Below are 25,069 nucleotides of genomic sequence, written 5' to 3' on the forward strand. Positions count from 1 at the left end.
ACCGTCGTCAAGCACAAAGAACCCCCGGAAGAGCGTTCAGATATGAACTGCTCAACGGGGGTTCAAAGCTGTGACGGTCAGAAGCCGTCAGCGAGGGGAATTACTCCTCCTCTGCAGCCTCAGCCTCAGTAGCCTCAGCCTCTTCGGCCTTTGCCTCTTCAGCCTGCTTGGAAGCAGCAGCGCGAGTTGCGCGAGTTGCCTCAGCAGTTGCGGTCTCTTCCTCAACCAGAGCAATCAGAGAGATCGGGGCATTGTCGCCCTTGCGGTTACCCAGCTTGATGATGCGGGTGTAGCCGCCGTCGCGATCAGCGAACTGCGGACCAATCTCGTCGAACAGCTTCTTAACTGCGTAGTTGTCGTTAAGCAGCTTTGCAACGTTGCGGCGATCTGCGAGAGTGCCGCGCTTTGCCTTGGTGATCAGCTTCTCAACGTACGGACGCAGCAGCTTGGCCTTGGTGTCGGTGGTCTTAATCTTGCCGTGCTCGATGAGCTGCTTCGCGAGGTTGGCCAGAATCTTCTTCTGGTGCGAAGCGGAGCCGCCGAGACGGGAACCCTGCTTAGGGGTAGGCATAGGTATCTCCTCGTTTTAATGAAGTCGCGTCGGTGAACTACTCGTCGTAGCCAGCGCTTGCGCCATCAGTCCAGTCAGCGTCATCGCCCGAGGCAGCGTCCAAATCAGCGACAGCAGCCGGGTCGAAGTTGTTCGGGGAATCCTTCAGAGCGAGGCCAAGCTCAGCGAGCTTCTCCTTGACCTCATTGATGGACTTGTCACCGAAGTTGCGGATATCCAGCAGATCCGACTCGGTACGAGCAGCGAGCTCACCGACAGTGTGGATCTCCTCACGCTTGAGGCAGTTGTAGGAGCGCATAGAGAAGTCCAGATCCTCAATCGGAGTCTGGTACGCAGCGACATCCTCAGCCTCGCGCGGGCTCGGGCCAATCTCGATGCCCTCAGCAGCCTCGTTCAGCTCACGTGCCAGACCGAACAGCTCAACCAGAGTCTTGCCTGCCGACGCCATCGCGTCGCGGGCGGTGATCGAGTTCTTGGTCTCGACATCGATGATCAGCTTGTCAAAGTCGGTGCGCTGCTCAACACGAGTAGCCTCCACCTTGTAGCTGACCTTCAGAACTGGCGAGTAAATCTGGTCCATCGGAATGCGGCCGATTTCGCCACCGGAGTTCGGGGTCGCCGGCACGTAGCCACGACCACGCTCAACGATCATCTCAATATCCAAGCGACCGGAATCATTGAGAGTAGCGATGTGGTGGTCCGGGTTATGAATCTCCACACCTGCTGGGCACTCAATGTCTGCAGCGGTCACCGCGCCTGCACCTTCGCGACGCAGGTAAACGGTAGCCGGCTCATCGAACTCGCTCGAGAGCACCAGACCCTTGATGTTCAGGATGATATCGGAGACATCTTCCTTCACGCCCGGGATAGTGGTGAACTCGTGCAGCACACCGTCAATGCGGATGCTGGTGACTGCAGCGCCCGGAATGGACGACAGCAACGTACGACGAAGGGAGTTACCGAGGGTGTAACCGAAACCCGGCTCCAGCGGCTCGATAACGAACCGGGAGCGAGAGGAATCAATGTAGTCCTCAGTCAGCGTTGGGCGCTGGGAAATGAGCATTTTCGAAAATCCTCCAGGTGGCGACCGCTATATGACGCCATAGGGAATGAATGGATGCAAGCGAAGTTGGTTATTACTTCGAGTAGAACTCGACGATCAGCTGTTCCTGAAGCGGAATGTCGATCTGTGCGCGTTCCGGGGTCTGGTGCACGAGGATGCGCAGGGACTCAGGAACAACCTGAAGCCATGCCGGGACGACAGCGTCGACCAGGTTCTCCTGTGCCTCTTCGAACCAAATCATCTTCTGCGACTTCGGGCGCACGTCGATGATGTCGTACTGGCTTACCTGGAAGGACGGCACGTTGATCTTCTTACCGTTAACGGTGAAGTGGCCGTGGGAAACCAGCTGACGAGCCTGGCGACGGGTACGAGCCAGACCAGCGCGGTAGACAACGTTGTCGAGACGCGACTCCAGCAGGACGACGAGGTTATCGCCAGTCTTGCCCGGACGACGGTGAGCCTCGGCGTAGTAGCGACGGAACTGCTTCTCCATCACGCCGTAGGTGAAACGTGCCTTCTGCTTCTCCTGGAGCTGGAGCAGGTACTCCGACTCCTTGATACGAGCGCGGCCAGCCTGCCCCGGAGGGTAGGGACGACGCTCAAAGTTCATGTCGCCACCGACGAGGTCGACGCGGAGACGACGGGACTTACGGGTTGCGGGACCGGTATAACGGGCCATTTCTGTTCTCTCCTTACCCTATTCCTAGACGCGACGACGCTTCGGCGGACGGCAGCCGTTGTGCGGCTGAGGGGTCACATCCGAGATCGAGGACACCTCAAGGCCAGCGGCCTGGAGGGAACGGATGGCGGTTTCGCGGCCCGAACCCGGACCCTTAACGAAAACGTCAACCTTCTTCATACCGTGCTCCATGGCCTTACGAGCAGCGTTCTCGGCGGCCATCTGAGCAGCGAACGGAGTGGACTTACGAGAGCCCTTGAAACCGACGTGACCAGAGGAGGCCCACGAGATAACAGCGCCCTTCGGGTCCGTGATGGACACGATGGTGTTGTTGAAGGTGGACTTGATGTATGCGTGGCCCTGAGCCACGTTCTTCTTTACAACGCGACGGCCGGTACGACGGCCGCGTGCGGACTTCGGAGCTGCCATGTTTTACTTCTTCTTTCCGGCGATCGTCTTCTTCGGACCCTTACGCGTACGAGCGTTGGTCTTGGTGCGCTGACCACGGACTGGCAGGCCACGACGGTGGCGCAGACCCTGGTAGGAACCAATCTCAATCTTGCGGCGGATATCAGCCTGAACCTGGCGGCGGAGGTCACCCTCGACCTTCCAGGTAGCTTCAATCACGTCACGCAGCGCAGCAACCTGCTCATCGGTGAGAGCGTCGGTGCGCAGATCCGGAGAGATGCCGGTCTTCTCCAGCAGCTCATTGGCACGGGCGGGGCCGATGCCATAGATGTAGGTAAGAGCGACCTCCATACGCTTGTTGCGTGGCAGGTCAACTCCAGCAAGGCGTGCCATACGGCAATTTCCTTCCGGTTGATGCGGTGGTTTACTCCACTGCCATCCTTCCCAGACCCGGCTTACTCGGTCGGACGCCGAGTCGCGCAAGTGTTATAGAAAGGCTCCAGCCACCGTTGCCGGAGGTATTCTCGCTTACTTCTGTGGAAAAGCTTTCATAAAGAACCGCCGCGCTAATCTGCTGAGACACCCGGTCTCAACATCACGCGGCCGTCACCAGAAGCAGCTAGGACGGTGGAGTTTCTGTCTAGTTAGTAAATAAGCCCATAACCACTACCAACAGTGGTCAGGTCGATTTACTTGTAGCGGTAGACGATTCGCCCACGCTCGAGATCGTACGGAGAAAGCTCCACTACGACTCGGTCTTCCGGGAGAATACGGATGTAGTGCTGGCGCATCTTGCCACTGATATGGGCGAGCACCTTGTGCCCGTTGTCCAGCTCCACTCGGAACATCGCGTTCGGCAAGGGTTCGACGACGCGACCCTCAACCTCAATTGCGCCTTCCTTTTTAGCCATGTCCTCCACGTCTCTCTGGCGGATACCCGGGACAATCCCGGCACCAGTTGGGAAATCTCTACTCTGCCTGGTGTTTTAGCAGTTCCGTGCAGGGATAATCATCACTGCAGCGACACTGCGCCCACACCATCGCCCAACTTTACACGCGACCTGCGTTTTTACCAAATACGACCACTATGGGACCGCCTGCAAGCGATGGCAGGCGGACTCTCTCTCCGCGTTCAGAATTCATCGCAGCCTTTATGGCGACATTCTGACCTTTCGCGTAGCCCCTCCCGCACTAGTTATTCATTTCGAGGAGTCAAAATACGGGGGCCGTCCGCTGTGGCGGCAACTGTGTGCTCCCAATGGGAGGCCGGCATTCTATCGGCGCTGACGACCGTCCAGCCGTCGTCAAGCTCATCACTCCCCCACTCGCCGCCGAGAATGAGCATCGGTTCAATGGCCAATACGGAGCCTTCGACGATGCGGGGACCCTTTCCAGCTTTGCCTTCGTTGGGAAGGAAGGGGTCCATGTGCATCTCACGCCCAATACCGTGCCCGCCGTACCCATCGACGATGCCGAGTTCAATATCGTGGCGCAGTTCAGCCTCACGGGTGGCCATTTCAAGCGCATACGAAATATCGGTGAGGCGAGCGCCCGGCACCATGGCCTTAATACCTTCGGCGAGGACCTCTGATGTCGCAATGTTCAGTTTTTCGACATCGTCACTCAGCTTTCCGACGCCGAAAGTAAGTGCCGAATCGCCGTGCCAGCCATCCAGGATTGCGCCACAGTCAATTGAGACTAAATCACCATCGGCGAGAACCGTAGACGAAGACGGAATGCCGTGGACAATCACTTCGTTCACTGATGCGCAGACAGATGCCGGGAAGCCTTCATAGCCAAGGAAGGACGGCGTTGCGCCAGCATCGATAATGACCTGGTGCGCAATCTCATTGAGATCTGCCGTGGTGACCCCTGGCTTAGCGGCGTCTCGGCAGGCTAGCAATGCACGACCGACAATCTCGCCGGCCGCTTGCATCGCATCCAATTCTCCCTCGGTGCGGGCAGGAACTACTTTGCGGCGGCGTGGAAAACTCATCACGCTGGTTGAGTCTACTCTGACTTAAAAGGGAACCACCGGCTAGCCGCACCCCGCCACCTACGAGGGCGCCGCTCGGATCGCTGCTACTTCCGAGAAATTTACACCCAAAGATGAGCTGCCCTACGATAACTGGCATGCATTCACTGTTGAAGTCCGCGCAGACTGCGGGCGTTGTTATTGCTGCCAGCTCGCTTTTCCTGATTGGCGCATGCTCAAGCAACCCCGAACCGTCGCCAGCGCCGACTGTCCCCTCCACTTCCCCTGCCACGGAATCGCCGGAGGCCCCTGGAAGCACCTCGGGTTTCATGGGCGCCTCTGCACTGCCTGAGTCGATTCAAAACTTCACACCTGATGCAATTAAGGAGGCGATTGGCAGCTGCGTCGAGTCGGATGACTCTAAACCCGTCATTTTTGGCAGCGAGAGCGTACATGGCTTCACCTGCGTAATGGCAGTTGGCGACGGTGGCACCGCAATGCTCAGTACGGCCGAGGACCCGGCCACTGTCGAGCGCATTAACGAAAAGGCTGAGTCCGTCGAAAACTACGCACCATACGAGCTACCCGGCAAGCACGCATTTAGCGGCATCAGCAAGGGGTCCCCTTTCGTTATGGTTATCGACGAGGATAACCGCATCTACCAAGAGTTCGTTTTCGCGAATATTGGCGCCGAGGCCGCACAGCCACTTATCGACGAAATCATTCAGGACTTCCAGTAGCCCTCACTATCGGCTGCCCCCCCCCGCCCCACCCCAGCCCCAACAGCCACACACAAAAGCCGCCCTTCCAAACCTCAACGGTTCGAAAGGGCGGCTTCAACAACCATCTACAACCGGCAAACCCATCGGCCCCAGCCAGCGAAAAAGCTAGAGCGTCTAGTTACCCGGTGTGCCAGGAGCCTAGTTCAGCTTCTCCAGCTCAGCCATCGTGCGCTCGTTAATCTCCTCAACGGATCCCTCAGCGGCAATCTTGATGATCTTCTCCGAGTAGTAATCCAGCAAAGGAGCGGTCTCATTGGTGTACACATGCATGCGGTTGCGGATGACCTCTTCAGTGTCGTCTGCGCGACCACGGGCCAGCATGCGCTCGACGACGACATCCTCAGAAACGTCGAACTGTACGACCGCATCCAGCTCAGTGCCGAGGTTGGACAGCAGACGCTTCAGCTCTTCTGCCTGACCAACAGTGCGTGGGAAGCCATCCAACAGGAACCCCTTGGCAGCGTCGTCCTCATTCAGACGGGACTCGACCATACGCACAGTCACGTCGTCCGGAACAAGGTTGCCGGCGTCGATGTAGGACTTCGCCTCAATGCCGAGCGGAGTGCCTTCACCGATGTTTGCGCGAAACAGGTCACCGGTGGAGATGTGCGGGACACCGAGCTTCTCCGAGAGGATAGCTGCCTGAGTGCCCTTGCCTGCACCGGGAGGACCTACAAGTACGAGTCGCATTACTTCAAGAACCCTTCGTAGTTACGTTGCATCATTTGGCTTTCAACCTGCTTGACCGTCGTCAGCGCAACACTGACCAGAATCAGCAGGGCTGTACCTCCAAACATACCGCCTGTACTGGAGTTCGCGTCGCCAAGCCCCATATCAAGAGCGACATTTGGCAGAACAGCAATCAGCGCCAGGTACAGCGAGCCGACAGTCAGCAGGCGAATCAGGACGTAGGACAGGTATTCAGCAGTCGGACGTCCCGGGCGGAAGCCCGGAATGAATCCACCGTATTTCTTCATGTTCTCCGCCTGCTCGTGCGGGTCGTACTGCACGGAGGTGTAGAAGAAGGAGAAGAAGATGATCATCAGGAAGAACAGCAGAATGTACTGCCAACTGGACGGCGCCAGCAGGTACTGAATGACATTGCGCTGCCACCAGTTGTCCATGTTCGGATTCGACTGACCGGACTGAACAATCTGGGTAATCAGAACCGGCACGTAAATCAGAGAGGACGCGAAGATGACAGGGATAACACCGGCCTGGTTCACCTTCAGCGGCAGGTAGGTGGAAGATCCGCCGTACTGGCGACGACCAACCATGCGCTTTGCGTACTGCACCGGAATACGGCGCTGTCCCTGCTCAATGAAAATAACGCCGATGATGAGAATCAGCACGGCAACAATCACGGTGGCGAACACGACACCGGTGGTGGAGCGCAGAATGTTCGCTCCCTGCGCCGGCATACCAGCGGCGATACCGGAGAAAATCAGCAGCGACATACCGTTGCCGACGCCTCGGTCAGTGATGAGCTCACCCATCCACATGACCAGCACGGCACCGGAGGTCATCACAACGACCATCACCACGAGGTCAAAGACACCCGCATCCTTAACCAGCAGCGACTGCGAGCCACCCAGCAGGGCACCTCGGTCTGCCATGGCCACAATGCCTGCAGACTGCAGCAACGCCAACGCCACTGTGAGGTAGCGGGTGTACTGGGTCATCTTTGTCTGACCCGACTGCCCTTCCTTCTTCAACTGCTCGAAGTGTGGAATCACCACCGTGAGCAGCTGGACGATAATCGAGGCCGTAATGTACGGCATAATGCCGATGCCGAAAATCGCCATCTGCAGCAGAGCGCCACCTGAGAACAGGTTAATCAGCGAGTAAACGCTGGACTGATCTTTCGAAATCTGCTCGAGCTGCGCGTTGACCAACTGGTAGTCGATACCAGGGGTTGGAATCTGCGAGCCGATTCGGTACAGAATGATCATCGTCAGAGTGAAGAAGATCTTCTTACGCAAATCGGGATCGCGCAACGCCGCAATGAGACCGGAAGCCACGTGCATCCTCCCGAGGTCAAGAAATCCGCTTCTCCCACGCTTTTCCCGAAAGACTTACCCGCTTATCCGCCAGTAGTCTCCCGTTTTAGTTAAGCAACGCGGATGACGTATTCCTCAAACCTTTAATTGACAGTATTTGACGTAGTGAGTCTACCAGCGTTTCTCCACATCGTCGCAATACACCTCCATATCACCGTTAGTACAGCGCCCCGCCAATCACCTCTTTTCGCTTGACGACGATCCCAGCGCCCCCTCCCCTCTGAGCCCACGCCCCTCACTGTGCTCCACCCAATTTTCCCAGACAAAACTTGAACAGTGTTAAAGTTTTGCTCTGTGAGTACCTACAGTATCCGCATGCGATCCAGCGCCGATGGCTGCCATATCTCTGGCGCTGAGCGTCTTGCACCGGTTGTCGAACTACCTCAGCTGGCTTCTGCAATGACTAGCCGTGCACTTCACCACGACAAGGGTCGAGCCGACACAATTCACATCACTGTGGACAAGATTGAAGAGTCAGCTATCGGCACCGTGCCCGCGTTGACTCCCTTTCTAGAGTCGAACCCCAGCCCTGAGGACGCACGCAATCTCATTGCTCAACGCCTACACGCTGCAGGCATACAGGCAGCCGACATCGCCGTCGAAATGGCCTATTCACTCACAGGTCTCCGCGGTGCCGCTCTTATCGATGCCTCCTCCGGTGAACGGCTCGACCCAAATCCTGCCCGTGGTGTACGGGTTTCCACTTTTGATGCCATCTCGCACCCCAGTAAGGACTGCACCAAGGATCATTTTCACGAGGCGCTCATCCTCGCATCTAAGGTTCACAGCGCCCCGGGTATCGTCGCAGAAATCTGCCTCTCCGATGACCCCTTTTACACGCGGGGATATCTGGCGCTGGACGGAATCTTTCACCGTATCCCCAATATCAAGGACCACGGCAGCACTCTTGGTACTCGCATCTTCATCGTTGAACCCGGCACCGATATCCCCGAGCTAATCGATTACCTGGAGAACGCGCCGGTCTACGTCGAGCTCCCAGCTGACGCCAGTTCCTCGCCGGACGTGACCGCCCCCAACAGCGACCTCTCAGCAATCGCCGCCCAAAGGAACTCGGCCTGGGCCGCTGAAGGGCTTGCCCGCACACTGCGCACTTTCGAAACCGGACAACTGCCACACAGCCGAATTGACGGAACCGACTATCTACTGTTTTCTTCTTCGGACTACCTCGGCCTGTCCACGCACCCTGAACTCATCTCAGCTGCCACCGAGGCAATTGGACATTTCGGCACCGGGTCCGGCGGCTCTCGCCTGACCACCGGCACTAGCATCCACAGCGCACTTGAGAATGAACTGGCGCAGTTCTTCGGTTTCGACGATGCCGTTCTCTTTGCGACTGGCTACCAGGCGAACCACTCAACCATCGCCGCCATTGCCACCGCCGATGTTGAAATCTTCTCCGATGCCGCCAACCATGCTTCCATCATCGACGGTTGCCGCAATGCCCGAGCTAAAGTCACGGTCTTTCCGCACGCTGGCTACCAGGCACTCGACCGTCTCCTCGAAACATCGAGCGCTCGCCACAAGCTTGTCATCTCCGACTCAGTGTTCTCCATGTCAGGCGAAGTCATCGACGGCCCCGCACTCGAGCGCACCTGTCGCCGTCACAACGCATGGCTGATGCTTGACGACGCCCACGGCGTCGGCGTTATCGGAGAGCAAGGCCGTGGCACTGCATCGCACCTGGGCATGCGCCCGGACATTGTGGTCGGCACCGCGAGCAAGGCTCTCGGTGTCGAAGGAGGATACGTTCTCTGCTCCCCACCAGTTGGCGAACTGCTACGCAATCAAGCCCGCAGTTTTGTGTACTCAACGTCGATGAACCCAGGTTCCGTCGCAGCTATCCGCGCCGCGTTGAAGCAGTTGGAGGCTGGGGACGTCGTCAAGCGATTGCAGCGTAATATTGCGCGCGTCCGCTCCCTGGTTGGCGCACAGGCCGACCCCGCATCTGCAATCATCCCGCTGCCCGTCGGCGACGAAGCCGAAGCGATGGACGCCACAGCACGGTTGGCGGAGCTAGGCGTGTACATACCTGCGATTCGCTACCCGACGGTTCCCCGTGGTGAGGCAATGTTGCGATTGACCATTACCGCGCTCCATACGGACGCTGACATCGACCGACTGGAGCAGGCTCTGCGCAACACCGGCCTGCTGTAAGCCAGCAGTTTGCGCTGCCCTCCCCTCCCCTTTCCTCCCCTCAATACAAAAAGAGCTCTTAACCACTTGGGTTAAGAGCTCTTTTGTTAAAGCTTAAATGCTTTAGGCCTCAGTGACAGAGCCGCCTGCAGCCTCGATCTTGGACTTTGCGGAGCCCGAGAACTTGGTTGCGGTGACGTTGACGGAGACGTTGATGTCGCCGTCGCCGAGGACCTTCACCGGCTGGTTAGCGCGGACAGCGCCCTTTGCAACCAGGTCGGCGATGGTGACGTCGCCACCGTTCGGGAACAGCCGCTCCAGATCCGAAACGTTGACCACCTGGAAGGTGACCTTCGCCGGGTTCTTGAAGCCCTTCAACTTCGGCAGACGCATGTGAAGTGGCATCTGGCCACCCTCGAATGCTGCCGAAACCTGCTTGCGGGCCTTGGTGCCCTTGGTGCCGCGACCAGCGGTCTTACCCTTGGAAGCCTCACCACGGCCGACGCGAGTCTTCTTCTTCTTAGCGCCCGGAGCCGGGGCCAAGTCGTGGAGCTTAATTGGTTCGCTCATGGTTTACCTACTCCCCCGCTACTTCTTCAACCTCGACCAGGTGACGCACAACGTTCACGAGACCGCGCACAGCCGGAGTATCCGGGCGAACGACGGAACCGTTGATGCGCTTCAGGCCGAGAGTGCGCAGCGAATCCTTCTGGTTCTGCTTGGTACCAGCGGTACCACGGACCTGGGTAATCTTCAGTGCCATGGAAATCACGCTCCCTGACCTGCGCGTGCGCGCAGCATACGTGCTGGGGTGACCTCTTCGAGGGACTTGCCACGACGTGCGGCGACCTCTTCAGGGCGAACCAGCTGCTTGAGAGCATCAACGGTTGCGTGAACAACGTTGATGGAGTTGTTGGTACCCAGCGACTTGGACAGAACATCCTGAACACCGGCGCACTCGAGAACCGGGCGGACAGCGCCGCCGGCAATCAGACCGGTACCCGGAGCAGCCGGGCGCAGCAGAACGATGCCAGCAGCGGTCTCACCCTGAACCGGGTGGGTAATGGTGCCAGCAATCATCGGGACGCGGAAGAAGTTCTTACGAGCCTCTTCAGCACCCTTCTGGATAGCTGCCGGTACTTCCTTGGCCTTGCCGTAGCCGACGCCGACCATGCCCTCGCCGTCACCGACGATGACCAGAGCGGTGAAGCTGAAGCGACGACCACCCTTGACGACCTTGGAAACTCGGTTGATAGTTACTACGCGCTCGATGTACTGCGAACGCTCGTCCTGCTGGCGACGGTCGTTACCGCGACCACCACGACGGTTGTTGTTCTTGTTGTCAGCGGAGTTACGTCCGCCTTCGCGCTTATCGCGTTCCGACATCACGCATTCCTTCCGTTGGACTTGTAAGTGCGCATTAGAACTTCAGACCACCTTCACGGGCAGCCTCGGCCAGAGCAGCAACGCGGCCGTGGTACTGGTAGCCACCGCGGTCGAAAACGACCTTCTCGATGCCAGCATCCTTAGCGCGAGCAGCAATCAACTCGCCGACCTTGGCGCTCTTGGCCTTCTTGTCGCCCTCGAAGCCACGGAGATCTGCGTCCAGAGTGGAAGCAGCTGCCAGGGTACGACCGATGGAGTCGTCGATAACCTGAGCGGTGATGTGGCGGGAAGAGCGGTGCACGACGAGGCGCGGTGCCTCGGAGGTGCCGCGGACGTTCTTGCGCAAGCGTGCGTGACGGCGGGCACGGGCGACACGACGACGAGTCGAGATGTCCTTGCCTACCGGGAGGCGCTTTTCGTTGGTGTTGCTCATTACTTACCCGTCTTTCCGATCTTGCGACGGATCTGCTCGCCATCGTAACGAATGCCCTTGCCCTTGTAAGGATCATCCTTACGCAGACGACGGATGTTAGCTGCGAGCTGTCCGACCTGCTGCTTATCAATACCTGTGATCGACAGCTTGGTGGTGCCGTCGACGTCGAAGGTGATACCTTCCGGTGCTTCGATCAGGACTGGGTGCGAGTAGCCCAGGGAGAACTCGAGGTCCTTGCCCTTCTTGGCGACACGGTAACCGACACCGAAGATTTCCATCTTGATGGTGTAGCCCTCGGTCACACCGACAACCATATTGTTAATCAGCGAACGGGACAGGCCGTGCAGGGAGCGGCTCTTGCGGTGGTCATCCGGGCGGTTGACCACAATCTCATTGTCCTTCAGCTCAACGGTAATTGGAGCCGGGATAGAGACAGACAGCTCGCCCTTCGGGCCCTTGACGGAAACGTCCTGGCCGTTGACCTGGGCAGTAACGTTTGCCGGGACAACGACAGGGTTCTTACCAATACGAGACATTGTGTAGTTCCCCCTTTACCAGACGTAAGCGAGGACTTCCCCGCCAACCTTCTTCTCGTAAGCCTGACGGTCAGTCAGCAGGCCCTGAGACGTGGAGATGATAGCCACGCCCAGGCCGCCGAGGACCTTCGGCAGGTTAGTGGACTTTGCGTAAACACGCAGACCCGGCTTGGAGACGCGACGCACGCCAGCGATCGAACGCTCGCGGGACGGACCGTACTTCAGGTTCAGGGTCAGGGTCTTGCCGACCTTGGCATCCTCGACTGCGTAGTCCGCAATGTAACCCTCAGACTTGAGGATCTCGGCGATGTTAGCCTTCAGCTTGGACGACGGCATCGAGACAGAGTCGTGGTACGCGTTGTTAGCGTTGCGCACGCGCGACAGCATGTCGGCGATTGGGTCAGTCATGGTCATGGTTAGTGACCGCTTCCTTTCTCGCTGCGGTTCCTTCCCACCTCGTGGCTAACTCCAATGACCGCGCAAACAGCAACTGTCACACGGCGAAAGCTTAAGTTGGAGTGATTACCAATATCGTGATTCCGGCGATTTAAGGGCTACTGTTCGCCAACTCGGTTCAATAGCCGAGTCAGCTCGCCACCCAGGTGACACCAGAGACGATGCGAGGCGAGGGGCCTACAGCAAAGTTCTTACATTTTTACTGCCGCACCTCTTATAGAGGGCAGACCTGGTGATACTAACAAATACCGGCCGAAATGCAAAAACGCCGCGGACGGACGTTAGTCCGCTCACGGCGTGAAGCCCCACCAACTAGCGGTGGAACTCAATTCCTAGCCGACATGGTGCCGGCGAAAGGAAATTAGTAGAGCTGGTCGGCGATGATGTTACCCATTGCCTTTTCGCCAGCCACCGTCGGGTGGTTGGTCATCGGGCCCATCACCGGGTCTGCGAAACCGGCGACGAAGCGCTCATCCGGGTTCGGGTTGCAGGTACCGTGGCCGAGGGTTGCCTCGTAGACGTCAATGAAGCCGGCACCTACGTGCTGAGATGCGGAGCGAATGCTGTCACGGAATGCACCCTGGATCTCGCTGCCACCCGGTGCCGGGATCGGGAAGGTCTGGTTCGGGGTGTTCACCAGGCACAGCTGGTCATCAGTGGCGTACTCAGGGTACGACGCCAGGACGACCTGAGCGCCCGGGGCAACCTGGTGGACGCGGTCAGTGAACTGACGCAGCGTCTGCTTGAACGCGGAAGGAGCCTGCGGATCCGGCTTTGCGACAAGCTCGCCTGCCACGTCAACCCACTGGACCCAGTCCATGCCGCCGTACATCAGGACAACCTTCTCGGTGCCCTCTCCGATGTCGCCGTACTGGATGGAAGCCTCCAGGTATGCGAGGAGCTGACCCGGGAAGCCGCCAAGACCGTTACAGGACCAGTCACCCAGGGACTTGTTCAGCTTCGTAGCTGCGACCTTCGGCCAGTTTTCCATGTCGGTAGCGCAGTTGGCGACCAGTACGTTCTGCCCCGGCGCCAGGCCACGCGGGCCACCCTTACCGGCATTAGCGGTGAAGGAGTCACCGAAGGTGACGATCTGCTTGACGCCCTTCGGGCCGGTGTCGCCGATACCCGGAATCGGAATGTTCGGCATTTCCGGCAGTGCCGGCTGTGCGTTGGCAGCACCTGCACCCAAGCTCAGACCCAGAGCCGCAACAGTTGCAATAGCAGCCGAGCGGACGGCCACGGAGAAGTTCTTCATGTAGTTAATCCCTTTGCGTTTTAACTTAAGAACCGCTCTGTGTAGAACCACTGGCTCAATCACACAGAAGCTGAAGTCACTTAAGTCTTGCCCAAATTGATAACGACCACAATGCATTTTGGCGGCCGTCACTATGACGAATGGCAGTTTACAACGAAATCATCACAAACGCCTAACTTTCAACTGAGAAACCTTGTGGCTTTACTAATTTCCAACCCCCAAAAAGGGTCAACTTTCCCACCAGCAACACTGGTAACTTTTACGCAGGCCCCGCACAGCGACCTCACTCCCCCACGAACATAAGCAGTTAACAGAGCAGCAAAAAGCCCCGGAGGCCAAGCGGCATCCGGGGCTTCAGGCAAAAGCTACCGAAGAGGCAAAACTACTTCTTGAACGGGAAGCCCAGCTCGCGCAGCAGCGCGCGGCCTTCCTCGTTGTTGGTAGCGGTGGTCACGACGGTGATGTCCATACCGCGCGGGCGGTCGATCTTGTCAACGTCGATCTCGTAGAACATGGTCTGCTCAGACAGGCCGAAGGTGTAGTTACCGTGACCATCGAACTGCTGATCAGACAGACCGCGGAAGTCGCGGATTCGCGGCAGAGCCACGGTCAGCAGACGATCCAGGAACTCCCACATACGGTCGCCACGCAGGGTGACGCGAGCGCCGATGGCATCGCCTTCACGGAGCTTGAAGTTAGCGATCGACTTGCGAGCACGACGGGTCTCCGGCTTCTGACCGGTAATCAGAGTCAGGTCGTTGATAGCACCGTTGATCTGCTTCTTGTCCTGAGCAGCAGCGCCGACGCCCATGTTGACGACGACCTTGGTGACGCCCGGAATCTGCATGACGTTCTCGTAGGAGAACTCTTCCTGCATCTTGCCGCGAATCTCATCGCGGTAACGGGCCTTCAGACGAGGGGTGTAATTTTCGCTCATGCTTAGATGTCCTTCCCGGTACGGCGGGAGATGCGAACCTTCTTGCCGTCCTCATCGAAGCGGTAACCGACGCGAGTCGGGGTACCATCTTCGTCGACCAGCATGACGTTCGACACGTGAATCGGAGCTTCCTGAGTGACAATGCCACCCGAGGAAGCGCCGCGCTCCGCAGCGGAGTTTGCAACGTGCTTCTTGGTACGGTTAACGCCCTCGACCATGACCTTGTCGCGCTTCGGGTAGGCCTCGATGACCTTGCCCTGAGCACCCTTGTCCGGACCGGAGATAACCAGCACGGTATCGCCCTTACGGATCTTCACTTAAATCACCTCCGGTGCGAGCGAGACAATCTTCATGAACTTCTTGTCACGCAGCTCACGCGCGACCGGGCCGAAAATACGGGTGCCCTTTGGCTCACCGTCGGCCTTGATGATGACAGCTGCATTCTCGTCGAACGAGATGTAGGAGCCATCCGGACGACGGGTCTCCTTCTTCGCACGGACGATAACTGCCTTAACAATTTCGCCTGCCTTGACGTTGCCGCCCGGAGTAGCTTCCTTGACAGTTGCGACAATGGTGTCGCCAATGCCAGCGAAGCGTCGGGTCGAGCCACCGAGAACGCGGATGCACAGAATTTCACGTGCACCAGTGTTGTCGGCAACGCGCAGACGGGATTCCTGCTGAATCACTGCGTTTCTCCTGACCTGGTTGCATTGTGCGTCAGATTTCCGTCCTAAACGCACGCGGTCTTTATGTCTTGCGTTTACGCTTTACGACGGAAGCACCTGCTAGAGGTAGCTTTCCTATCGCTTTGACCTCGTGCTTACTACGGTTCTAGACCGTTGAGAGCAGCACGCAGTCGCTTCGCGCAACCTGTGTATTATGGCACGTTCGTGCGGGACAACAAAATCCCTTAGTTTCATGCCCCCAACATGGTTTATGCCTTGTGCGGCAACCCTATACTGAGACAGTGACAAATCAACATTCCGGGAGCGCTCAGACACAGCCAGCACAGACGCTGCCGGTATCGCTACTTGCCGGCTTGGCCTTATTATCCGCCGCCGCCCCGTTCGGCGCAGATACATATCTGGCATCCTTCGTGGAGATTGCACGCGAGTTCTCCACGACCGAGTCGATGGTTCAGCTCACGCTGACAACCTTCATGATTGGCATGGCTGCTGGACAGCTCGTCATTGGCGCTCTCTCCGATAGTTTGGGCCGCAAGAAGCTGCTTCTCATTGCGACTTTGGTGTTCTTGGGCTCGTCAATCCTCTGTGCAGTAGCACCGAATATTGGCACGCTTATTGCAATGCGCCTGTTCCAGGGGTTAGCTGGTGGCTCCACAGTTGTTCTGGCTCGTTCTGTAGTACCAGACCTCTTGACGGGCAAGGCATCAGCGAGAGCTTTCTCCACGCTGATGGGCATTTCCTCCATCGCCCCGGCAATCGCTCCCCTTGTGGGCGGTTTTCTAGGCCCCGCATTCGGCTGGCGCAGCGTGTTCTGGTTTCTCGCAGCCATCAACGTCGCGATGGTCGCGATTGTGATCCTGATGGTTCCGGAAACCCTGCCGCCTGAGCGACGCTCCACAGGCGCTCTGCGCAATCTCCTGCCCAATATTGGCAGGCTGCTGCGGCGGCCAGTATTTGTCGGCTACTTGTTGGCTTTCGCTGGTGGCTTCTCGGTGATGTTTTCCTATATCGCTGCGTCACCCTTTATCTTCCAGGAGCTGCTGGGGCTCACCCCTACTCAGTTTTCTCTCGTGTTCGCATCCAATGCAGCGATGTTGACATTTGTGTCAATCCTCAACGGCAAGATGATCAACCGGCTTCATCCCCGCAAAGGCATTTTAGTTGCCCTTACGGTCATGCTCGTGACGTCGATAGGCCTGATTATTAATGCCCTCGTCGGGATTACCTTCTTCACTACTTGGCTGTTGCTGTTCATTACGGTACCGATGATGCCGCTAATCTTCGCCAATGCCACGGCACTCGGAATTGAGGAGGTTCGAGATATCGGAATTGGCTCAGGTTCCGGTCTCATGGGCTTCACACAGTTCCTCGCGGCCGCCACGGTTTCCCCGTTGGTGGGGCTTGGTTCCAATCTTCCCCTCTCGATGGCTATTTCGATGTTGACCTGTGCATTGATTGCACTGACCGCGGTGTTGACATTGACGCGCGCCGACCTCCACAAACGCTCACACCGACTTCCATAAGAGCTACGCGCGCGAGAGGACTCCCCGCGTTTCACTTCACTGGTTGAGAATGTGCCCGAATCGGCATTAAATCGATGGTGAGGCCTCGTACCACCCGTAGGCATGGGGCTGACATGGGAGAAAGGTCCTGCCATGACCACGCATGCACATCCTCATGAACCACATAAGGCATCTGAGTCGGCGAAGCTCAACTGGCTTCGCGCCGGAGTTCTCGGAGCCAACGACGGTATCGTCTCCACTGCTCTAATCTTGCTCAGTGTGATTGCAGCAGGTTCCTCTCGCGAAGCCATTCTGACTGCTGGCGCCGCGGCCGTTATCGCTGGGGCTATCTCGATGGCCCTGGGTGAATACGTCTCGGTTTCAACCCAGCGCGATACTGAGCGGGCACTGATTGCCAAAGAAAAGGCCGAGCTTAAAGACTTTCCAGATGAAGAGCATAAAGAGCTCGTGGGGATTCTCTCTAGCTACGGCATCCCAGAACATATCGCCGAAGATGCTGCCCACGGCATCGCACAAAGCGATCCGCTGGCGGCTCACCTAAAGCTGGAATTGGGCATTGACGGTGAGGAACTTACCAACCCCTGGGCTGCTGCCGGTTCTTCGGCACTGTCGTTCCTACTCGGCGCCATCCTGCCGATGATTGCGGCACTGGTTTTCACCGGCCCCACTTCTGGCGCAATCGCAGTCACTGTTGTCACCATCGTGACTCTGGCTCTAACCGGCTACATCAGCGCCAAGCTCAGCTCCACGCACTCCGGCAAGGCTGCTCTGCGCCTGGTAATTGGTGGTGCGCTCGGTTTGATTGTGTCCTACTTCGTCGGTCTGCTCTTCGGGCAGGCTGTCGGTTAGACCGTCAAATAGGTGCCCGGTTAACGCACAGCGAAACTCAAAACCTAGTCAACATAGCTGGTCTTCGTCTGGTTCAACCAGGCGTAGACCGCGCCGATCCCCAGGCCACCACCTACGAAGTTGCCCAGCCACACGGCCACCCAGTTAACAGTTATGTGCAGACCATCGAAGGCTGCAGGATGCGGATCAGCGAAAAAGGCCAAGGAAAACAACGAGAAGTTCGCAATCACGTGCTCGAGTCCAAGCCCAACGAACACTGCAATAATCGGCAGAATCACAACGAACTTCGAAATGATTTCTTTGGCTTGAAGTGCACCTAGGACAGCCATATTGACCACGAAGTTCGCACCCATGGCCTCTACGAAAGCGCCGAAGAACGGCTTGGCCAGCTTCCCCTCAGTCAAGGTGGAAATCAGATGTGTGTCATCGATCCCACCGAGCTTGGCGCTCTGGCTGAGCACCAGCGCCACAATCGCCGCACCGATGAAGTTGTAGAACGTAGCGACGGCCACCATTCGAAAGGCCACTCCCCACGCCATGCGTCCGCGTGCGGTGGACCAGGACACAAACATCATGCTGCCGGTCGCAAGCTCCGCACCGAGCACCACAATGGCGAACAGCCCAAGCCCGAACAGGCACGCAAAAACCAGTCCCCCAGTCCCCGGCGCGACGCCCTCTGCCACTTGTCCAGCGACCGCTGCAAAGGCCGTCCCGAGCGTCAGGTACATACCCGCCAGGACCGCTCGCACGGCAAATCGTCCGTAGTCCTGCGTCAACAGTTCCTGTTTCTTGTCGCCAGCCGTATCCAGCGTTTCGTATAGCGTCACCGCCGAAGCCTTTCCCTGCGTGCCGTTAATTGCAGTTATTCGCATAAAAGAATAACGACAGGCTGACGCGGAATCGCAACCGCTTTACGACGGTCACAGCGCCCTACCCCCCTTAGGCGCTGCAACCAGGAACTGCGATTCACCGTCGAAGAGAGGCAGATTTACTTCTTTTCTCCGGTACCAGCAGGTGCAGCAGCAGTTTCTGACTTCGGCTCGTCCTTCATGGTTGAGGCAATGGCCGAGGCACCCATGCCGATGTAAAACGGCCAGCGCAAACGTAGGTTCACACCGAAGATGGCCGGCTCGGTAATACCGAATAGCGCCGACATACCGGAGGCGCCAGCCAGACCTTTAAGCTTCTCACTCTTGGCCAGGAAGTACACTGCCAGCGCGGCACCACCTTGGACAATATTGGCCATCGATGCCGTCGCGAAAATGAACGAGCCGCCCTGGTCCCACAGCATGTACTCGATTGGTGAGAAGGACTGGTGCAGACCAGTGATGACAATTGGCGAGTAGACCAAGCCGAACAAGAAGCCACCCACAGGTCCCGCGAATTCGTACAGATTTGCAAGACCAATACCCAGCCATTCACCTGCAGTGCGCAGTACTGGACCAATGGCGGCAAAGGTGATGAAACCAGTGATGAGCAACGTCAACAGTGGTGTCAGCATGAAGTCGACAGTGCCCTTGAGACGCTTATGGAAGAACTTCTCAATCGTTGCGAGAATCCATGAGATAACCAGAATCGGCAAGATGAATCCCACCCTCTGGGGCGGAGGCGTCAAGCGCGCGCACCCGATTCTGCGACGGAATGCGGCGACCGTCTGCCTTCAGATTGCCGGTATAGAAGAGCCACACATCATCGCCATCAACAACCGCGCTGCCAGAATAACAACCATGCTTGTCATAGGGCATGCCTGGATACAGCGCATCGGGGTGATGACGCCACCGCTCGGCTGTCGTGAGCGACGCGGACGCATGTCCCCACCCAGTTCTCTTCGGCGCATGTGGAAAGCATGGATCATGCTGGTAGAACACATGCAGTGTCTCGCCGTCCACGAAAAGGCCATTCGGGTCATTCAGTCGGCCCTGTGGCGGTGACAGATGGTAATTCGACCGATAGGTCATACCCCTCCCCCCCCCGATATTATTGAAGTCATGGCTATTTGTGTTTGCGGCGAAGGTCTGGTTGACCTCGTTCCGGTATCTCCTGGCAGCCTCAATAACCACGTGCCGGCGCTAGGCGGAGGCCCCTACAACGTCGCGGTTACGGCCTCTCGCCTCGGTGCGGATGTTATTTTCCAGTCCCGCCTGTCCACAGATGGTTTCGGAAATGAGCTGGTCAAGCACTTGGAAAACGAAGGGGTCGACACCTCTTACGTTCAGCGTGGCCCAGAGCCGACCATTCTGGCGGTAACCACCATCCACGACGATCGCTCTGCAACGTACACCTTTTACACCGACGGCACGGCCACCCCGTTGGTGGAGCCGAAGCACATCGATGCGAATATCGCATGCTTCGGCACCCTGTCACTGGCGCTAGAACCAGGTGCCAGCCGGTACGCGGAATTGCTCAAACAGTTCGCGGCCAATGGCACCCTGGTCGCTTTGGATCCAAATATTCGCCCCATTTACGCAACGGATGCACACCGCGAATTCCTCATGAGCTTGCTCCCCTACGTCAATTTGTTGAAGCTCTCGGACGAGGAAGTCGAGTTCCTTGGCGAAGAGGCGCTGACTAAAGTTCCGGCCGCCGTCATCACCCGAGGTGGCGATGGGCTCACTTTGCTTGCCGACGGAAACCGCATCGATGTCCCAGCCGTCAACGCGAATGTCGTTGACACCATCGGTGCTGGGGACACAATTATGGGCGCACTTTTGGCGCAAATTGAGGAACGAGGTCTGACGGCAGCTGACCTGACTTCCGTATCACCAGATCAGTGGCGCGAGATTCTGCACTATGCGGCCGCCGCGGCTGCCATCACTGTGTCCCGCAAGGGAGCGCAGCCGCCGACGAAAACCGAAGTCGAAGAACTCCTGGCTAAAGATTCCTAGTCCGCGCTGCTTAGCCCGCTCTATTTAGCTCGCTCAAGCACTGCAACCAGGAACTGAGACTCTTTGTCAAAGGGACGAAGATCCCACGTGGAATAACGCTGAATCACGGTGAGCCCAGCCTCCTGCGCAGTGGTTTCAAAATCGGCAAAGTCCCAACCACGGCCAGCGCCGAAGCCGATAATGGCACGACCGCTCTCCGGATTCAGCACCTCCGCGAAGCCCTGCAGTACCTTCGCGCGGTCTTCTGCCGCTACGAAAGTCAGCACATTGCCGGGGCAAATGATGACGTCGAAGGCGGATGCCGTGTCATCGTGGGGTGTGTTCTCCAGCCCGTCGTCAAGCACGTGCGGCAGCTGCGCCAAGTCCCCTACCAACCACGTCGCGTCCGGGAACTGTCGCTTTGCCTCGTCGATGAGATAGGGGTCGACGTCGACACCGACGACTCGATGACTAGCCTTCGCCAGGTAACCGCCGACGCGCCCCTGCCCACAGCCGGCATCCAGGATTCGAGCGTGGCGTGGCGCCATTGCATCCACCAACCGAGCCTCGCCGTCAATATCGCGGCCCTCGCGCACGAATCCCCGCCAGCGGTTGGCGTAACGACGAGAATGCTGCGGATCGGCAGCGATAATTTCTTTCCAAGTGCGGTGATTGTGGGTGCCATTGCTCATGGCCACCATTATGGCGTAGTTGATCTCTTTTCTATACCGCCGACGTCCCCTGCGCGACGGGACTAGATTCCCAATACTGACTTAGCGATCAGGAAGTAGATGATCAGACCGGAGGCATCGACAAGAGTGGTAATGAACGGGTTAGCGAAGACGGCTGGGTCGATGCCGAACTTCTTACCGATTAGCGGCATGATGCCACCGACAGTTGCCGCGAGAGTACAAATACCCAGCAGCGTCAGGCCAATCACTAGGCCGATGTCCCAGCCGTAAACCAAGCCAGCCAATAGCAGGCCGAGAGTACCAAGCAATAAACCGAGGAAGGCACCGACTCTCACCTCGCGGAGAATGACTTTGAATATATCGCGGGGTTGGACATCCCCCAGCGCCAACGCACGCGTAATCGTGGTTGCTGCCTGGTTACCGGTATTGCCACCTGTACCGATCAGCAGCGGCACAAATACCGAGAGAACCACCATCTGAGAAAGAGTCTCTTCGAAAGTTTCCAGGACTTGCACGGTCAATGTTGCACCGATAGCAAGCACGAGCAGCCACACCACACGAGAGCGAACAATCTCGAAAATGGGCGTCGCGAGATAGGGCAAGCGCAGAGGCTCAGAACCGGAAATACGAGCTTGGTCCTCGGAGTCTGCCTCTTCCAGAATCCGGAGGGCGTCGTCGACCGTGAGCAGACCGATAACACGCTGCTCGCTGTCGACAATCGGCAGAGCTAGGCGCTTACGATCAGCGCACATGCGGGCTACCTTCTCTTCGGATTCGGTCGCCTCTGCGTAATCGGCCTTCCGCAAAATCGCCGCAACATGGATATCACTGCTGGCGCGCATCAGTTCACGAAGGCTAACCACGCCCACCAGCCGACGGTTCCGGTTCGACACCGGCAGCGTGTAGATGGATTCGGCATCATCCAGATGCTTGTAGACGGTCTCCAGAGCCTCCCCCACCGTCATATCGTCGTGAAGCGACACCAGCTCCGGGCTCATCCGACGCCCAATGGAACCATCGGGGTAACCGAGGACGATGTTGGTTAGCTCTCGCTCGTCATCCGGCAGATCGGCAAGCAGTTTTGCAGCGACAGACGCAGGAAGCTCGTCGAGCAGCTCTGCTCGATCGTCCGGTTCCATCTCCGCGAAAACTGCGGTGACTTCAGGATCACGGAGACTGTCAATCAGGTGCGCCTGCAGAGCCGAGTTCAGCTCATCGAAGGTTTCAACCGCCGTGTCTTTCGGCAGTGTGCGGTAGAACAGCGCACGTTCCCCATGGCTGAGGCGGCGCATCTTTCGAGCGGCAGCCTTGGGCTCAATATCAGTTAAGAGCCGCGACAGCGTAGCCACGTCATGTGAGCGAAGCGCGGACTCGAGATCTCGATCATCAAGGGTTCTGCTATTGCCCATTATCCAGCGTGCCTCCCGCTACTCGGACTTGGTACCGGCTGTACCGACCTCTTTAGACCATACCGGCAAGCAGGAGGTTTAACCCCGCAGAGCACGAAGCTGACCCGTATGTTGCGGTTCCAAGTTTTGGACAAACCAGGCCAGCCGCAGGCTAGGAACAACCGTAAAGATCGTTCTAGACCCGCATCCTCTGTACAAATCGCTCGAAACTACCGCCATCTTCAAAGCTATCTTTCAATAGTTCATTATTTTTATGACGGTCAATATGGCGAATATAAATTGCCAAATCACGATTATCATTAATTACCATCGCTTGACCTCCATACCCAAATTCGAACGCCGTAAATCCAGGCAATTCATATTCTTTATAATTCGGCCAAGATTCCCGATGCGCATAGACTCGCTCAATCCACGATTCCACACCGACATAAATATAGCTATCACAAACTTGCGCCGCTACCTGGGGTACCTCAATATTTGGGATACTCCAAATCATATCCAGCGAACATTTCGTTGAGGTCGCAGGGATTAAACTAGGCGATTTAGAGGTCAGCGTGGGCCGCAATCCTTCGATACTTGGTCCATCATACAGGCGAACCTCATCGTGACCGCCGGCGCCATTCGACCCCCGCATACCACATACTACCACCGAATACACACGTAGCTAACAGTAAAGTGCCAACAATTAAACTGATATCAATTACGTTAAATCTCTTAATGTTGGTTTCGTTTTCGATAGGCATCTTTCCGAACTTCCCCATTTAAAACCCTCCATCGACAGACAAAAGTTCATAAAGTCGCTCATGCCACTCTTCAATATCTGCTGTAGAGTCTGTACGCCAAAATTGGGTACAGTTGATTTCTATCAAGTATGATTCATCATCGGGATAAAGAACCGTTCTATAGTCTTTCCAATCCACACCCGCATACTGTTCACTTAAATATGAAAATGCGTTATACCCAGGTATGGACAAACCATTGTAGCCGTCAAGAGACTCAACACCTGAAAGATGCCTCCTGACTACTTTTTGGTCTGAAATCAATGAATAAGAAGGGGTTGTACATGCCCCGGGCAAATCGATCCCATACGAGAAACCCTCGACGTTCTCGTCTCCAAGACTTACAGTTCGCCCTCCATCGGATTCTTCATCAACGTAGCTAATAGCTCGCAAAAGCGGAGGCAGCTTCTCAGCCAAGTTATGCGGCATCCCAGGCGGTGTATAAACATAGTTCTTCGCCTCGGACACTTTCGAATAAGCAAATACAACTGAACCAAGGAGCATTCCGGTGCAGACCAAAAGAACAGCTATACGGCGCTTATTCAAAACCGCTTTCTTAAATCGCGATCTCTCCGAAGCCTGTTTGTTTCCAATCTGGTTGTCAGGACGTGGGCGATCGTCAGACGCCTGAGCGCGTGGGCGATCCTCCAAGGACGATATGGAATCGCTGCTTATCACCAGCCGTTGGGGCTTTCTACCGGGAAGTGAACTCATCATGCTTGTTAGAGTCCGCGCGCACGCAAAAAGTTCCCTGTTCATACGAAATTTTTCAGTCTTTTCGGGAAAGAGCCTTAGCGGCAAAACTCGTGGGTTATTCGCAGAACATGGTGTTGTCGAACGCCTTCACTACTTGACTCCGAATCAGCGGCCACGCCGTTTACACTCCATCTCGCACAGGCACAGCACTTAGCTGTAGAGCCTGCCATATAACCCAGACACCAATTAGAAGACAGCTAATCCGTACTCGCCCAAATAATCGTCCCAAGACGCACACAAGCCAAAACCACACCAATTGCTCCGCAGGTCAGACCAGCCCCCATAGCGTCGTTGAAAGCGCACACTACGGCGATACCCCCAAAGATTACGCCGACCACGAGAAACAAAACGGATAGAACCCCGATAGTCGTTCCCTTTCGGAGTTCGTAGTAGTACTGTTCGGTCACCTCGTTTACTTCATGAGTCGCCAAATGGCTGGTCAATAACAGCTCTTCTAGTTCTTCATTATCCAATTCTCCGGCTGCGAACAGCTCTTGAAGTTCTTCACCAGTTTGATCCTCGTATTGCCGAATATGCCTAAAGATATACTCTTCTAAGGTCAGTCCCTCGTCCTCAGCGGTTTGTTCGAGCAGCAAATCGATGAAATCGTTCTTGAGCGGTAACTGGCTTTCCACTGCGCCTCCTGGTCAACGTGATAATCAACCACCGACGGACCAAATATCGCTTCCAATCGCATTGAAGCACGTCTCTTATAGCCGGTGTTCACGTATTAGAGGGCTTGCACGGTGGAAAAGTTCCGAAGAAGGCGCATCAGATTCCGGGGTTAAGTGACAAAAGGGGATGCGGACGTTT

The 25,069-nt window shown here is 56.9% G+C and carries 30 protein-coding genes and 3 pseudogenes; 6 read left to right on the top strand and 27 right to left on the bottom strand.

What is annotated here, in order from left to right:
- Positions 1-100 precede the first annotated feature (100 nt).
- The 7 genes from rplQ to map form a co-directional block, all read right to left on the bottom strand.
- Entirely contained in the window at positions 101-571 is a 471-nt protein-coding gene (gene rplQ, locus HMPREF2547_RS01165) for a 50S ribosomal protein L17 (protein ID WP_016422080.1), read from the bottom strand.
- Positions 572-608: 37 nt separating this feature from the next.
- The gene (locus HMPREF2547_RS01170; protein ID WP_016422079.1) at positions 609-1,634 is read right to left on the bottom strand and encodes a DNA-directed RNA polymerase subunit alpha; all 1,026 of its coding nucleotides are present in this window, start codon (positions 1,632-1,634) and stop codon (positions 609-611) included.
- A gap of 73 nt (positions 1,635-1,707) precedes the next feature.
- Positions 1,708-2,313: a 30S ribosomal protein S4 gene (gene rpsD / locus HMPREF2547_RS01175; RefSeq protein WP_005509964.1), complete on the bottom strand. Its 606-nt coding sequence runs from the start codon at positions 2,311-2,313 to the stop codon at positions 1,708-1,710.
- A 24-nt stretch (positions 2,314-2,337) separates the two neighbouring features.
- A complete protein-coding gene (rpsK, locus tag HMPREF2547_RS01180) occupies positions 2,338-2,742 on the bottom strand; it encodes a 30S ribosomal protein S11 (protein WP_016422078.1) in 405 nt (134 codons plus the stop codon).
- A 3-nt stretch (positions 2,743-2,745) separates the two neighbouring features.
- Positions 2,746-3,114, bottom strand: coding sequence for a 30S ribosomal protein S13 (gene rpsM / locus HMPREF2547_RS01185; RefSeq protein ID WP_005509836.1), 369 nt, complete (start codon positions 3,112-3,114; stop codon positions 2,746-2,748).
- A 296-nt stretch (positions 3,115-3,410) separates the two neighbouring features.
- Positions 3,411-3,632, bottom strand: a complete 222-nt coding sequence (gene infA, locus HMPREF2547_RS01190; RefSeq protein ID WP_016422077.1) for a translation initiation factor IF-1 — start codon at positions 3,630-3,632, stop codon at positions 3,411-3,413.
- A gap of 284 nt (positions 3,633-3,916) precedes the next feature.
- Positions 3,917-4,717: a type I methionyl aminopeptidase gene (gene map / locus HMPREF2547_RS01195; RefSeq protein WP_070429842.1), complete on the bottom strand. Its 801-nt coding sequence runs from the start codon at positions 4,715-4,717 to the stop codon at positions 3,917-3,919.
- A gap of 137 nt (positions 4,718-4,854) precedes the next feature.
- Here map and HMPREF2547_RS01200 point away from each other — a divergent pair, with 137 nt between their 5' ends.
- Positions 4,855-5,436, top strand: a complete 582-nt coding sequence (locus HMPREF2547_RS01200) for a hypothetical protein (RefSeq protein WP_070429843.1) — start codon at positions 4,855-4,857, stop codon at positions 5,434-5,436.
- A gap of 180 nt (positions 5,437-5,616) precedes the next feature.
- Here HMPREF2547_RS01200 and HMPREF2547_RS01205 read toward each other — a convergent pair whose 3' ends face one another.
- Positions 5,617-6,168, bottom strand: coding sequence for an adenylate kinase (locus HMPREF2547_RS01205; RefSeq protein WP_005509947.1), 552 nt, complete (start codon positions 6,166-6,168; stop codon positions 5,617-5,619).
- Positions 6,168-7,499: a preprotein translocase subunit SecY gene (gene secY, locus HMPREF2547_RS01210; protein ID WP_141744322.1), complete on the bottom strand. Its 1,332-nt coding sequence runs from the start codon at positions 7,497-7,499 to the stop codon at positions 6,168-6,170. The genes HMPREF2547_RS01205 and secY overlap by 1 nt, the downstream gene beginning before the upstream one ends.
- 354 nt (positions 7,500-7,853) lie before the next feature.
- On the opposite strand from secY, the pseudogene HMPREF2547_RS11095 reads away from it, so the two are divergent.
- Positions 7,854-8,513: pseudogene (locus HMPREF2547_RS11095) on the top strand (6-carboxyhexanoate--CoA ligase); the annotation flags it as partial.
- A gap of 48 nt (positions 8,514-8,561) precedes the next feature.
- Entirely contained in the window at positions 8,562-9,713 is a 1,152-nt protein-coding gene (locus HMPREF2547_RS11100) for an aminotransferase class I/II-fold pyridoxal phosphate-dependent enzyme (protein WP_370548459.1), read from the top strand.
- 102 nt (positions 9,714-9,815) lie between these two features.
- Here the strand turns inward: HMPREF2547_RS11100 and rplO are convergent, their stop codons facing one another.
- From rplO to rplN, 10 genes are all read right to left on the bottom strand, one after another.
- Complete coding sequence (gene rplO, locus HMPREF2547_RS01220; protein ID WP_016422071.1) at positions 9,816-10,262, bottom strand: 50S ribosomal protein L15; 447 nt, start codon at positions 10,260-10,262, stop codon at positions 9,816-9,818.
- A gap of 7 nt (positions 10,263-10,269) precedes the next feature.
- Positions 10,270-10,455, bottom strand: coding sequence for a 50S ribosomal protein L30 (gene rpmD / locus HMPREF2547_RS01225; RefSeq protein WP_070604493.1), 186 nt, complete (start codon positions 10,453-10,455; stop codon positions 10,270-10,272).
- Positions 10,456-10,460: 5 nt separating this feature from the next.
- Positions 10,461-11,078: a 30S ribosomal protein S5 gene (rpsE, locus tag HMPREF2547_RS01230; protein WP_005510059.1), complete on the bottom strand. Its 618-nt coding sequence runs from the start codon at positions 11,076-11,078 to the stop codon at positions 10,461-10,463.
- 34 nt (positions 11,079-11,112) lie between these two features.
- On the bottom strand, positions 11,113-11,511 hold the full coding sequence (gene rplR / locus HMPREF2547_RS01235; protein WP_005510009.1) for a 50S ribosomal protein L18: 399 nt from the start codon (positions 11,509-11,511) through the stop codon (positions 11,113-11,115).
- Positions 11,511-12,047: a 50S ribosomal protein L6 gene (gene rplF / locus HMPREF2547_RS01240; RefSeq protein ID WP_005509895.1), complete on the bottom strand. Its 537-nt coding sequence runs from the start codon at positions 12,045-12,047 to the stop codon at positions 11,511-11,513. The genes rplR and rplF overlap by 1 nt, the downstream gene beginning before the upstream one ends.
- A gap of 15 nt (positions 12,048-12,062) precedes the next feature.
- Positions 12,063-12,461, bottom strand: coding sequence for a 30S ribosomal protein S8 (gene rpsH / locus HMPREF2547_RS01245; protein WP_005509822.1), 399 nt, complete (start codon positions 12,459-12,461; stop codon positions 12,063-12,065).
- A 403-nt stretch (positions 12,462-12,864) separates the two neighbouring features.
- Positions 12,865-13,761, bottom strand: a complete 897-nt coding sequence (locus HMPREF2547_RS01250; RefSeq protein WP_070604473.1) for a GDSL-type esterase/lipase family protein — start codon at positions 13,759-13,761, stop codon at positions 12,865-12,867.
- A 382-nt stretch (positions 13,762-14,143) separates the two neighbouring features.
- The gene (gene rplE / locus HMPREF2547_RS01255; RefSeq protein WP_005509901.1) at positions 14,144-14,698 is read right to left on the bottom strand and encodes a 50S ribosomal protein L5; all 555 of its coding nucleotides are present in this window, start codon (positions 14,696-14,698) and stop codon (positions 14,144-14,146) included.
- A gap of 2 nt (positions 14,699-14,700) precedes the next feature.
- A complete protein-coding gene (gene rplX / locus HMPREF2547_RS01260; protein ID WP_070604475.1) occupies positions 14,701-15,015 on the bottom strand; it encodes a 50S ribosomal protein L24 in 315 nt (104 codons plus the stop codon).
- A complete protein-coding gene (gene rplN / locus HMPREF2547_RS01265; RefSeq protein ID WP_016422069.1) occupies positions 15,016-15,384 on the bottom strand; it encodes a 50S ribosomal protein L14 in 369 nt (122 codons plus the stop codon). It abuts the gene before it with no gap.
- Between the two features lie 281 nt (positions 15,385-15,665).
- Here rplN and HMPREF2547_RS01270 point away from each other — a divergent pair, with 281 nt between their 5' ends.
- Both HMPREF2547_RS01270 and HMPREF2547_RS01275 read left to right on the top strand, forming a co-directional pair.
- On the top strand, positions 15,666-16,907 hold the full coding sequence (locus HMPREF2547_RS01270) for a multidrug effflux MFS transporter (protein ID WP_042388406.1): 1,242 nt from the start codon (positions 15,666-15,668) through the stop codon (positions 16,905-16,907).
- 132 nt (positions 16,908-17,039) lie between these two features.
- Entirely contained in the window at positions 17,040-17,756 is a 717-nt protein-coding gene (locus HMPREF2547_RS01275) for a VIT1/CCC1 transporter family protein (protein ID WP_049170007.1), read from the top strand.
- 44 nt (positions 17,757-17,800) lie between these two features.
- Here HMPREF2547_RS01275 and HMPREF2547_RS01280 read toward each other — a convergent pair whose 3' ends face one another.
- The 3 genes and pseudogenes from HMPREF2547_RS01280 to HMPREF2547_RS10565 form a co-directional block, all read right to left on the bottom strand.
- The gene (locus HMPREF2547_RS01280) at positions 17,801-18,583 is read right to left on the bottom strand and encodes a formate/nitrite transporter family protein (RefSeq protein WP_069359393.1); all 783 of its coding nucleotides are present in this window, start codon (positions 18,581-18,583) and stop codon (positions 17,801-17,803) included.
- A gap of 221 nt (positions 18,584-18,804) precedes the next feature.
- A pseudogene (locus HMPREF2547_RS01285) lies at positions 18,805-19,347 on the bottom strand (PTS transporter subunit EIIC); the annotation flags it as partial.
- Positions 19,331-19,714 (bottom strand): annotated as a pseudogene (locus tag HMPREF2547_RS10565) (glycoside hydrolase family 32 protein); the annotation flags it as partial. The pseudogenes HMPREF2547_RS10565 and HMPREF2547_RS01285, both read right to left, overlap by 17 nt.
- A gap of 30 nt (positions 19,715-19,744) precedes the next feature.
- Between HMPREF2547_RS10565 and HMPREF2547_RS01295 the strand changes: the two are divergent.
- Positions 19,745-20,641: a carbohydrate kinase family protein gene (locus HMPREF2547_RS01295; RefSeq protein WP_070604479.1), complete on the top strand. Its 897-nt coding sequence runs from the start codon at positions 19,745-19,747 to the stop codon at positions 20,639-20,641.
- Between the two features lie 20 nt (positions 20,642-20,661).
- On the opposite strand, the gene HMPREF2547_RS01300 is transcribed toward HMPREF2547_RS01295, so the two are convergent.
- The 5 genes from HMPREF2547_RS01300 to HMPREF2547_RS01310 all read right to left on the bottom strand — a co-directional run bounded on the left by HMPREF2547_RS01300 (position 20,662) and on the right by HMPREF2547_RS01310 (position 24,891).
- Entirely contained in the window at positions 20,662-21,321 is a 660-nt protein-coding gene (locus tag HMPREF2547_RS01300; RefSeq protein WP_083296841.1) for a class I SAM-dependent methyltransferase, read from the bottom strand.
- 53 nt (positions 21,322-21,374) lie between these two features.
- Positions 21,375-22,721 (bottom strand): magnesium transporter, encoded by a 1,347-nt coding sequence (gene mgtE, locus HMPREF2547_RS01305; RefSeq protein ID WP_070604481.1) that lies wholly within the window; start codon positions 22,719-22,721, stop codon positions 21,375-21,377.
- Positions 22,722-22,896: 175 nt separating this feature from the next.
- Positions 22,897-23,355, bottom strand: a complete 459-nt coding sequence (locus HMPREF2547_RS10690) for a hypothetical protein (RefSeq protein ID WP_141744323.1) — start codon at positions 23,353-23,355, stop codon at positions 22,897-22,899.
- Positions 23,356-23,482: 127 nt separating this feature from the next.
- Entirely contained in the window at positions 23,483-24,217 is a 735-nt protein-coding gene (locus HMPREF2547_RS10695; RefSeq protein WP_141744324.1) for a hypothetical protein, read from the bottom strand.
- Positions 24,218-24,453: 236 nt separating this feature from the next.
- Positions 24,454-24,891: a hypothetical protein gene (locus tag HMPREF2547_RS01310; RefSeq protein ID WP_070604483.1), complete on the bottom strand. Its 438-nt coding sequence runs from the start codon at positions 24,889-24,891 to the stop codon at positions 24,454-24,456.
- Positions 24,892-25,069: the final 178 nt, after the last annotated feature.

The organism is Corynebacterium sp. HMSC055G02 (assembly GCF_001809065.1).
Taxonomy (GTDB): domain Bacteria; phylum Actinomycetota; class Actinomycetes; order Mycobacteriales; family Mycobacteriaceae; genus Corynebacterium; species Corynebacterium jeikeium_D.

Excerpts from the sequence above, each read along its gene's own strand:
- rplQ (WP_016422080.1), bottom strand. The coding sequence starts at position 571 with ATGCCTACCCCTAAGCAGGGTTCCCGTCTCGGCGGCTCCGCTTCGCAC.
- HMPREF2547_RS01170 (WP_016422079.1), bottom strand. The coding sequence starts at position 1,634 with ATGCTCATTTCCCAGCGCCCAACGCTGACTGAGGACTACATTGATTCC.
- rpsD (WP_005509964.1), bottom strand. The coding sequence starts at position 2,313 with ATGGCCCGTTATACCGGTCCCGCAACCCGTAAGTCCCGTCGTCTCCGC.
- rpsK (WP_016422078.1), bottom strand. The coding sequence starts at position 2,742 with ATGGCAGCTCCGAAGTCCGCACGCGGCCGTCGTACCGGCCGTCGCGTT.
- rpsM (WP_005509836.1), bottom strand. The coding sequence starts at position 3,114 with ATGGCACGCCTTGCTGGAGTTGACCTGCCACGCAACAAGCGTATGGAG.
- infA (WP_016422077.1), bottom strand. The coding sequence starts at position 3,632 with ATGGCTAAAAAGGAAGGCGCAATTGAGGTTGAGGGTCGCGTCGTCGAA.
- map (WP_070429842.1), bottom strand. The coding sequence starts at position 4,717 with ATGAGTTTTCCACGCCGCCGCAAAGTAGTTCCTGCCCGCACCGAGGGA.
- HMPREF2547_RS01200 (WP_070429843.1), top strand. The coding sequence starts at position 4,855 with ATGCATTCACTGTTGAAGTCCGCGCAGACTGCGGGCGTTGTTATTGCT.
- HMPREF2547_RS01205 (WP_005509947.1), bottom strand. The coding sequence starts at position 6,168 with ATGCGACTCGTACTTGTAGGTCCTCCCGGTGCAGGCAAGGGCACTCAG.
- rplO (WP_016422071.1), bottom strand. The coding sequence starts at position 10,262 with ATGAGCGAACCAATTAAGCTCCACGACTTGGCCCCGGCTCCGGGCGCT.
- rpmD (WP_070604493.1), bottom strand. The coding sequence starts at position 10,455 with ATGGCACTGAAGATTACCCAGGTCCGTGGTACCGCTGGTACCAAGCAG.
- rpsE (WP_005510059.1), bottom strand. The coding sequence starts at position 11,078 with ATGTCGGAACGCGATAAGCGCGAAGGCGGACGTAACTCCGCTGACAAC.
- rplR (WP_005510009.1), bottom strand. The coding sequence starts at position 11,511 with ATGAGCAACACCAACGAAAAGCGCCTCCCGGTAGGCAAGGACATCTCG.
- rplF (WP_005509895.1), bottom strand. The coding sequence starts at position 12,047 with ATGTCTCGTATTGGTAAGAACCCTGTCGTTGTCCCGGCAAACGTTACT.
- rpsH (WP_005509822.1), bottom strand. The coding sequence starts at position 12,461 with ATGACCATGACTGACCCAATCGCCGACATGCTGTCGCGCGTGCGCAAC.
- HMPREF2547_RS01250 (WP_070604473.1), bottom strand. The coding sequence starts at position 13,761 with ATGAAGAACTTCTCCGTGGCCGTCCGCTCGGCTGCTATTGCAACTGTT.
- rplE (WP_005509901.1), bottom strand. The coding sequence starts at position 14,698 with ATGAGCGAAAATTACACCCCTCGTCTGAAGGCCCGTTACCGCGATGAG.
- HMPREF2547_RS01275 (WP_049170007.1), top strand. The coding sequence starts at position 17,040 with ATGACCACGCATGCACATCCTCATGAACCACATAAGGCATCTGAGTCG.
- HMPREF2547_RS01295 (WP_070604479.1), top strand. The coding sequence starts at position 19,745 with ATGGCTATTTGTGTTTGCGGCGAAGGTCTGGTTGACCTCGTTCCGGTA.
- HMPREF2547_RS01300 (WP_083296841.1), bottom strand. The coding sequence starts at position 21,321 with ATGGTGGCCATGAGCAATGGCACCCACAATCACCGCACTTGGAAAGAA.
- mgtE (WP_070604481.1), bottom strand. The coding sequence starts at position 22,721 with ATGGGCAATAGCAGAACCCTTGATGATCGAGATCTCGAGTCCGCGCTT.
- HMPREF2547_RS10690 (WP_141744323.1), bottom strand. The coding sequence starts at position 23,355 with ATGCGGGGGTCGAATGGCGCCGGCGGTCACGATGAGGTTCGCCTGTAT.
- HMPREF2547_RS10695 (WP_141744324.1), bottom strand. The coding sequence starts at position 24,217 with ATGATGAGTTCACTTCCCGGTAGAAAGCCCCAACGGCTGGTGATAAGC.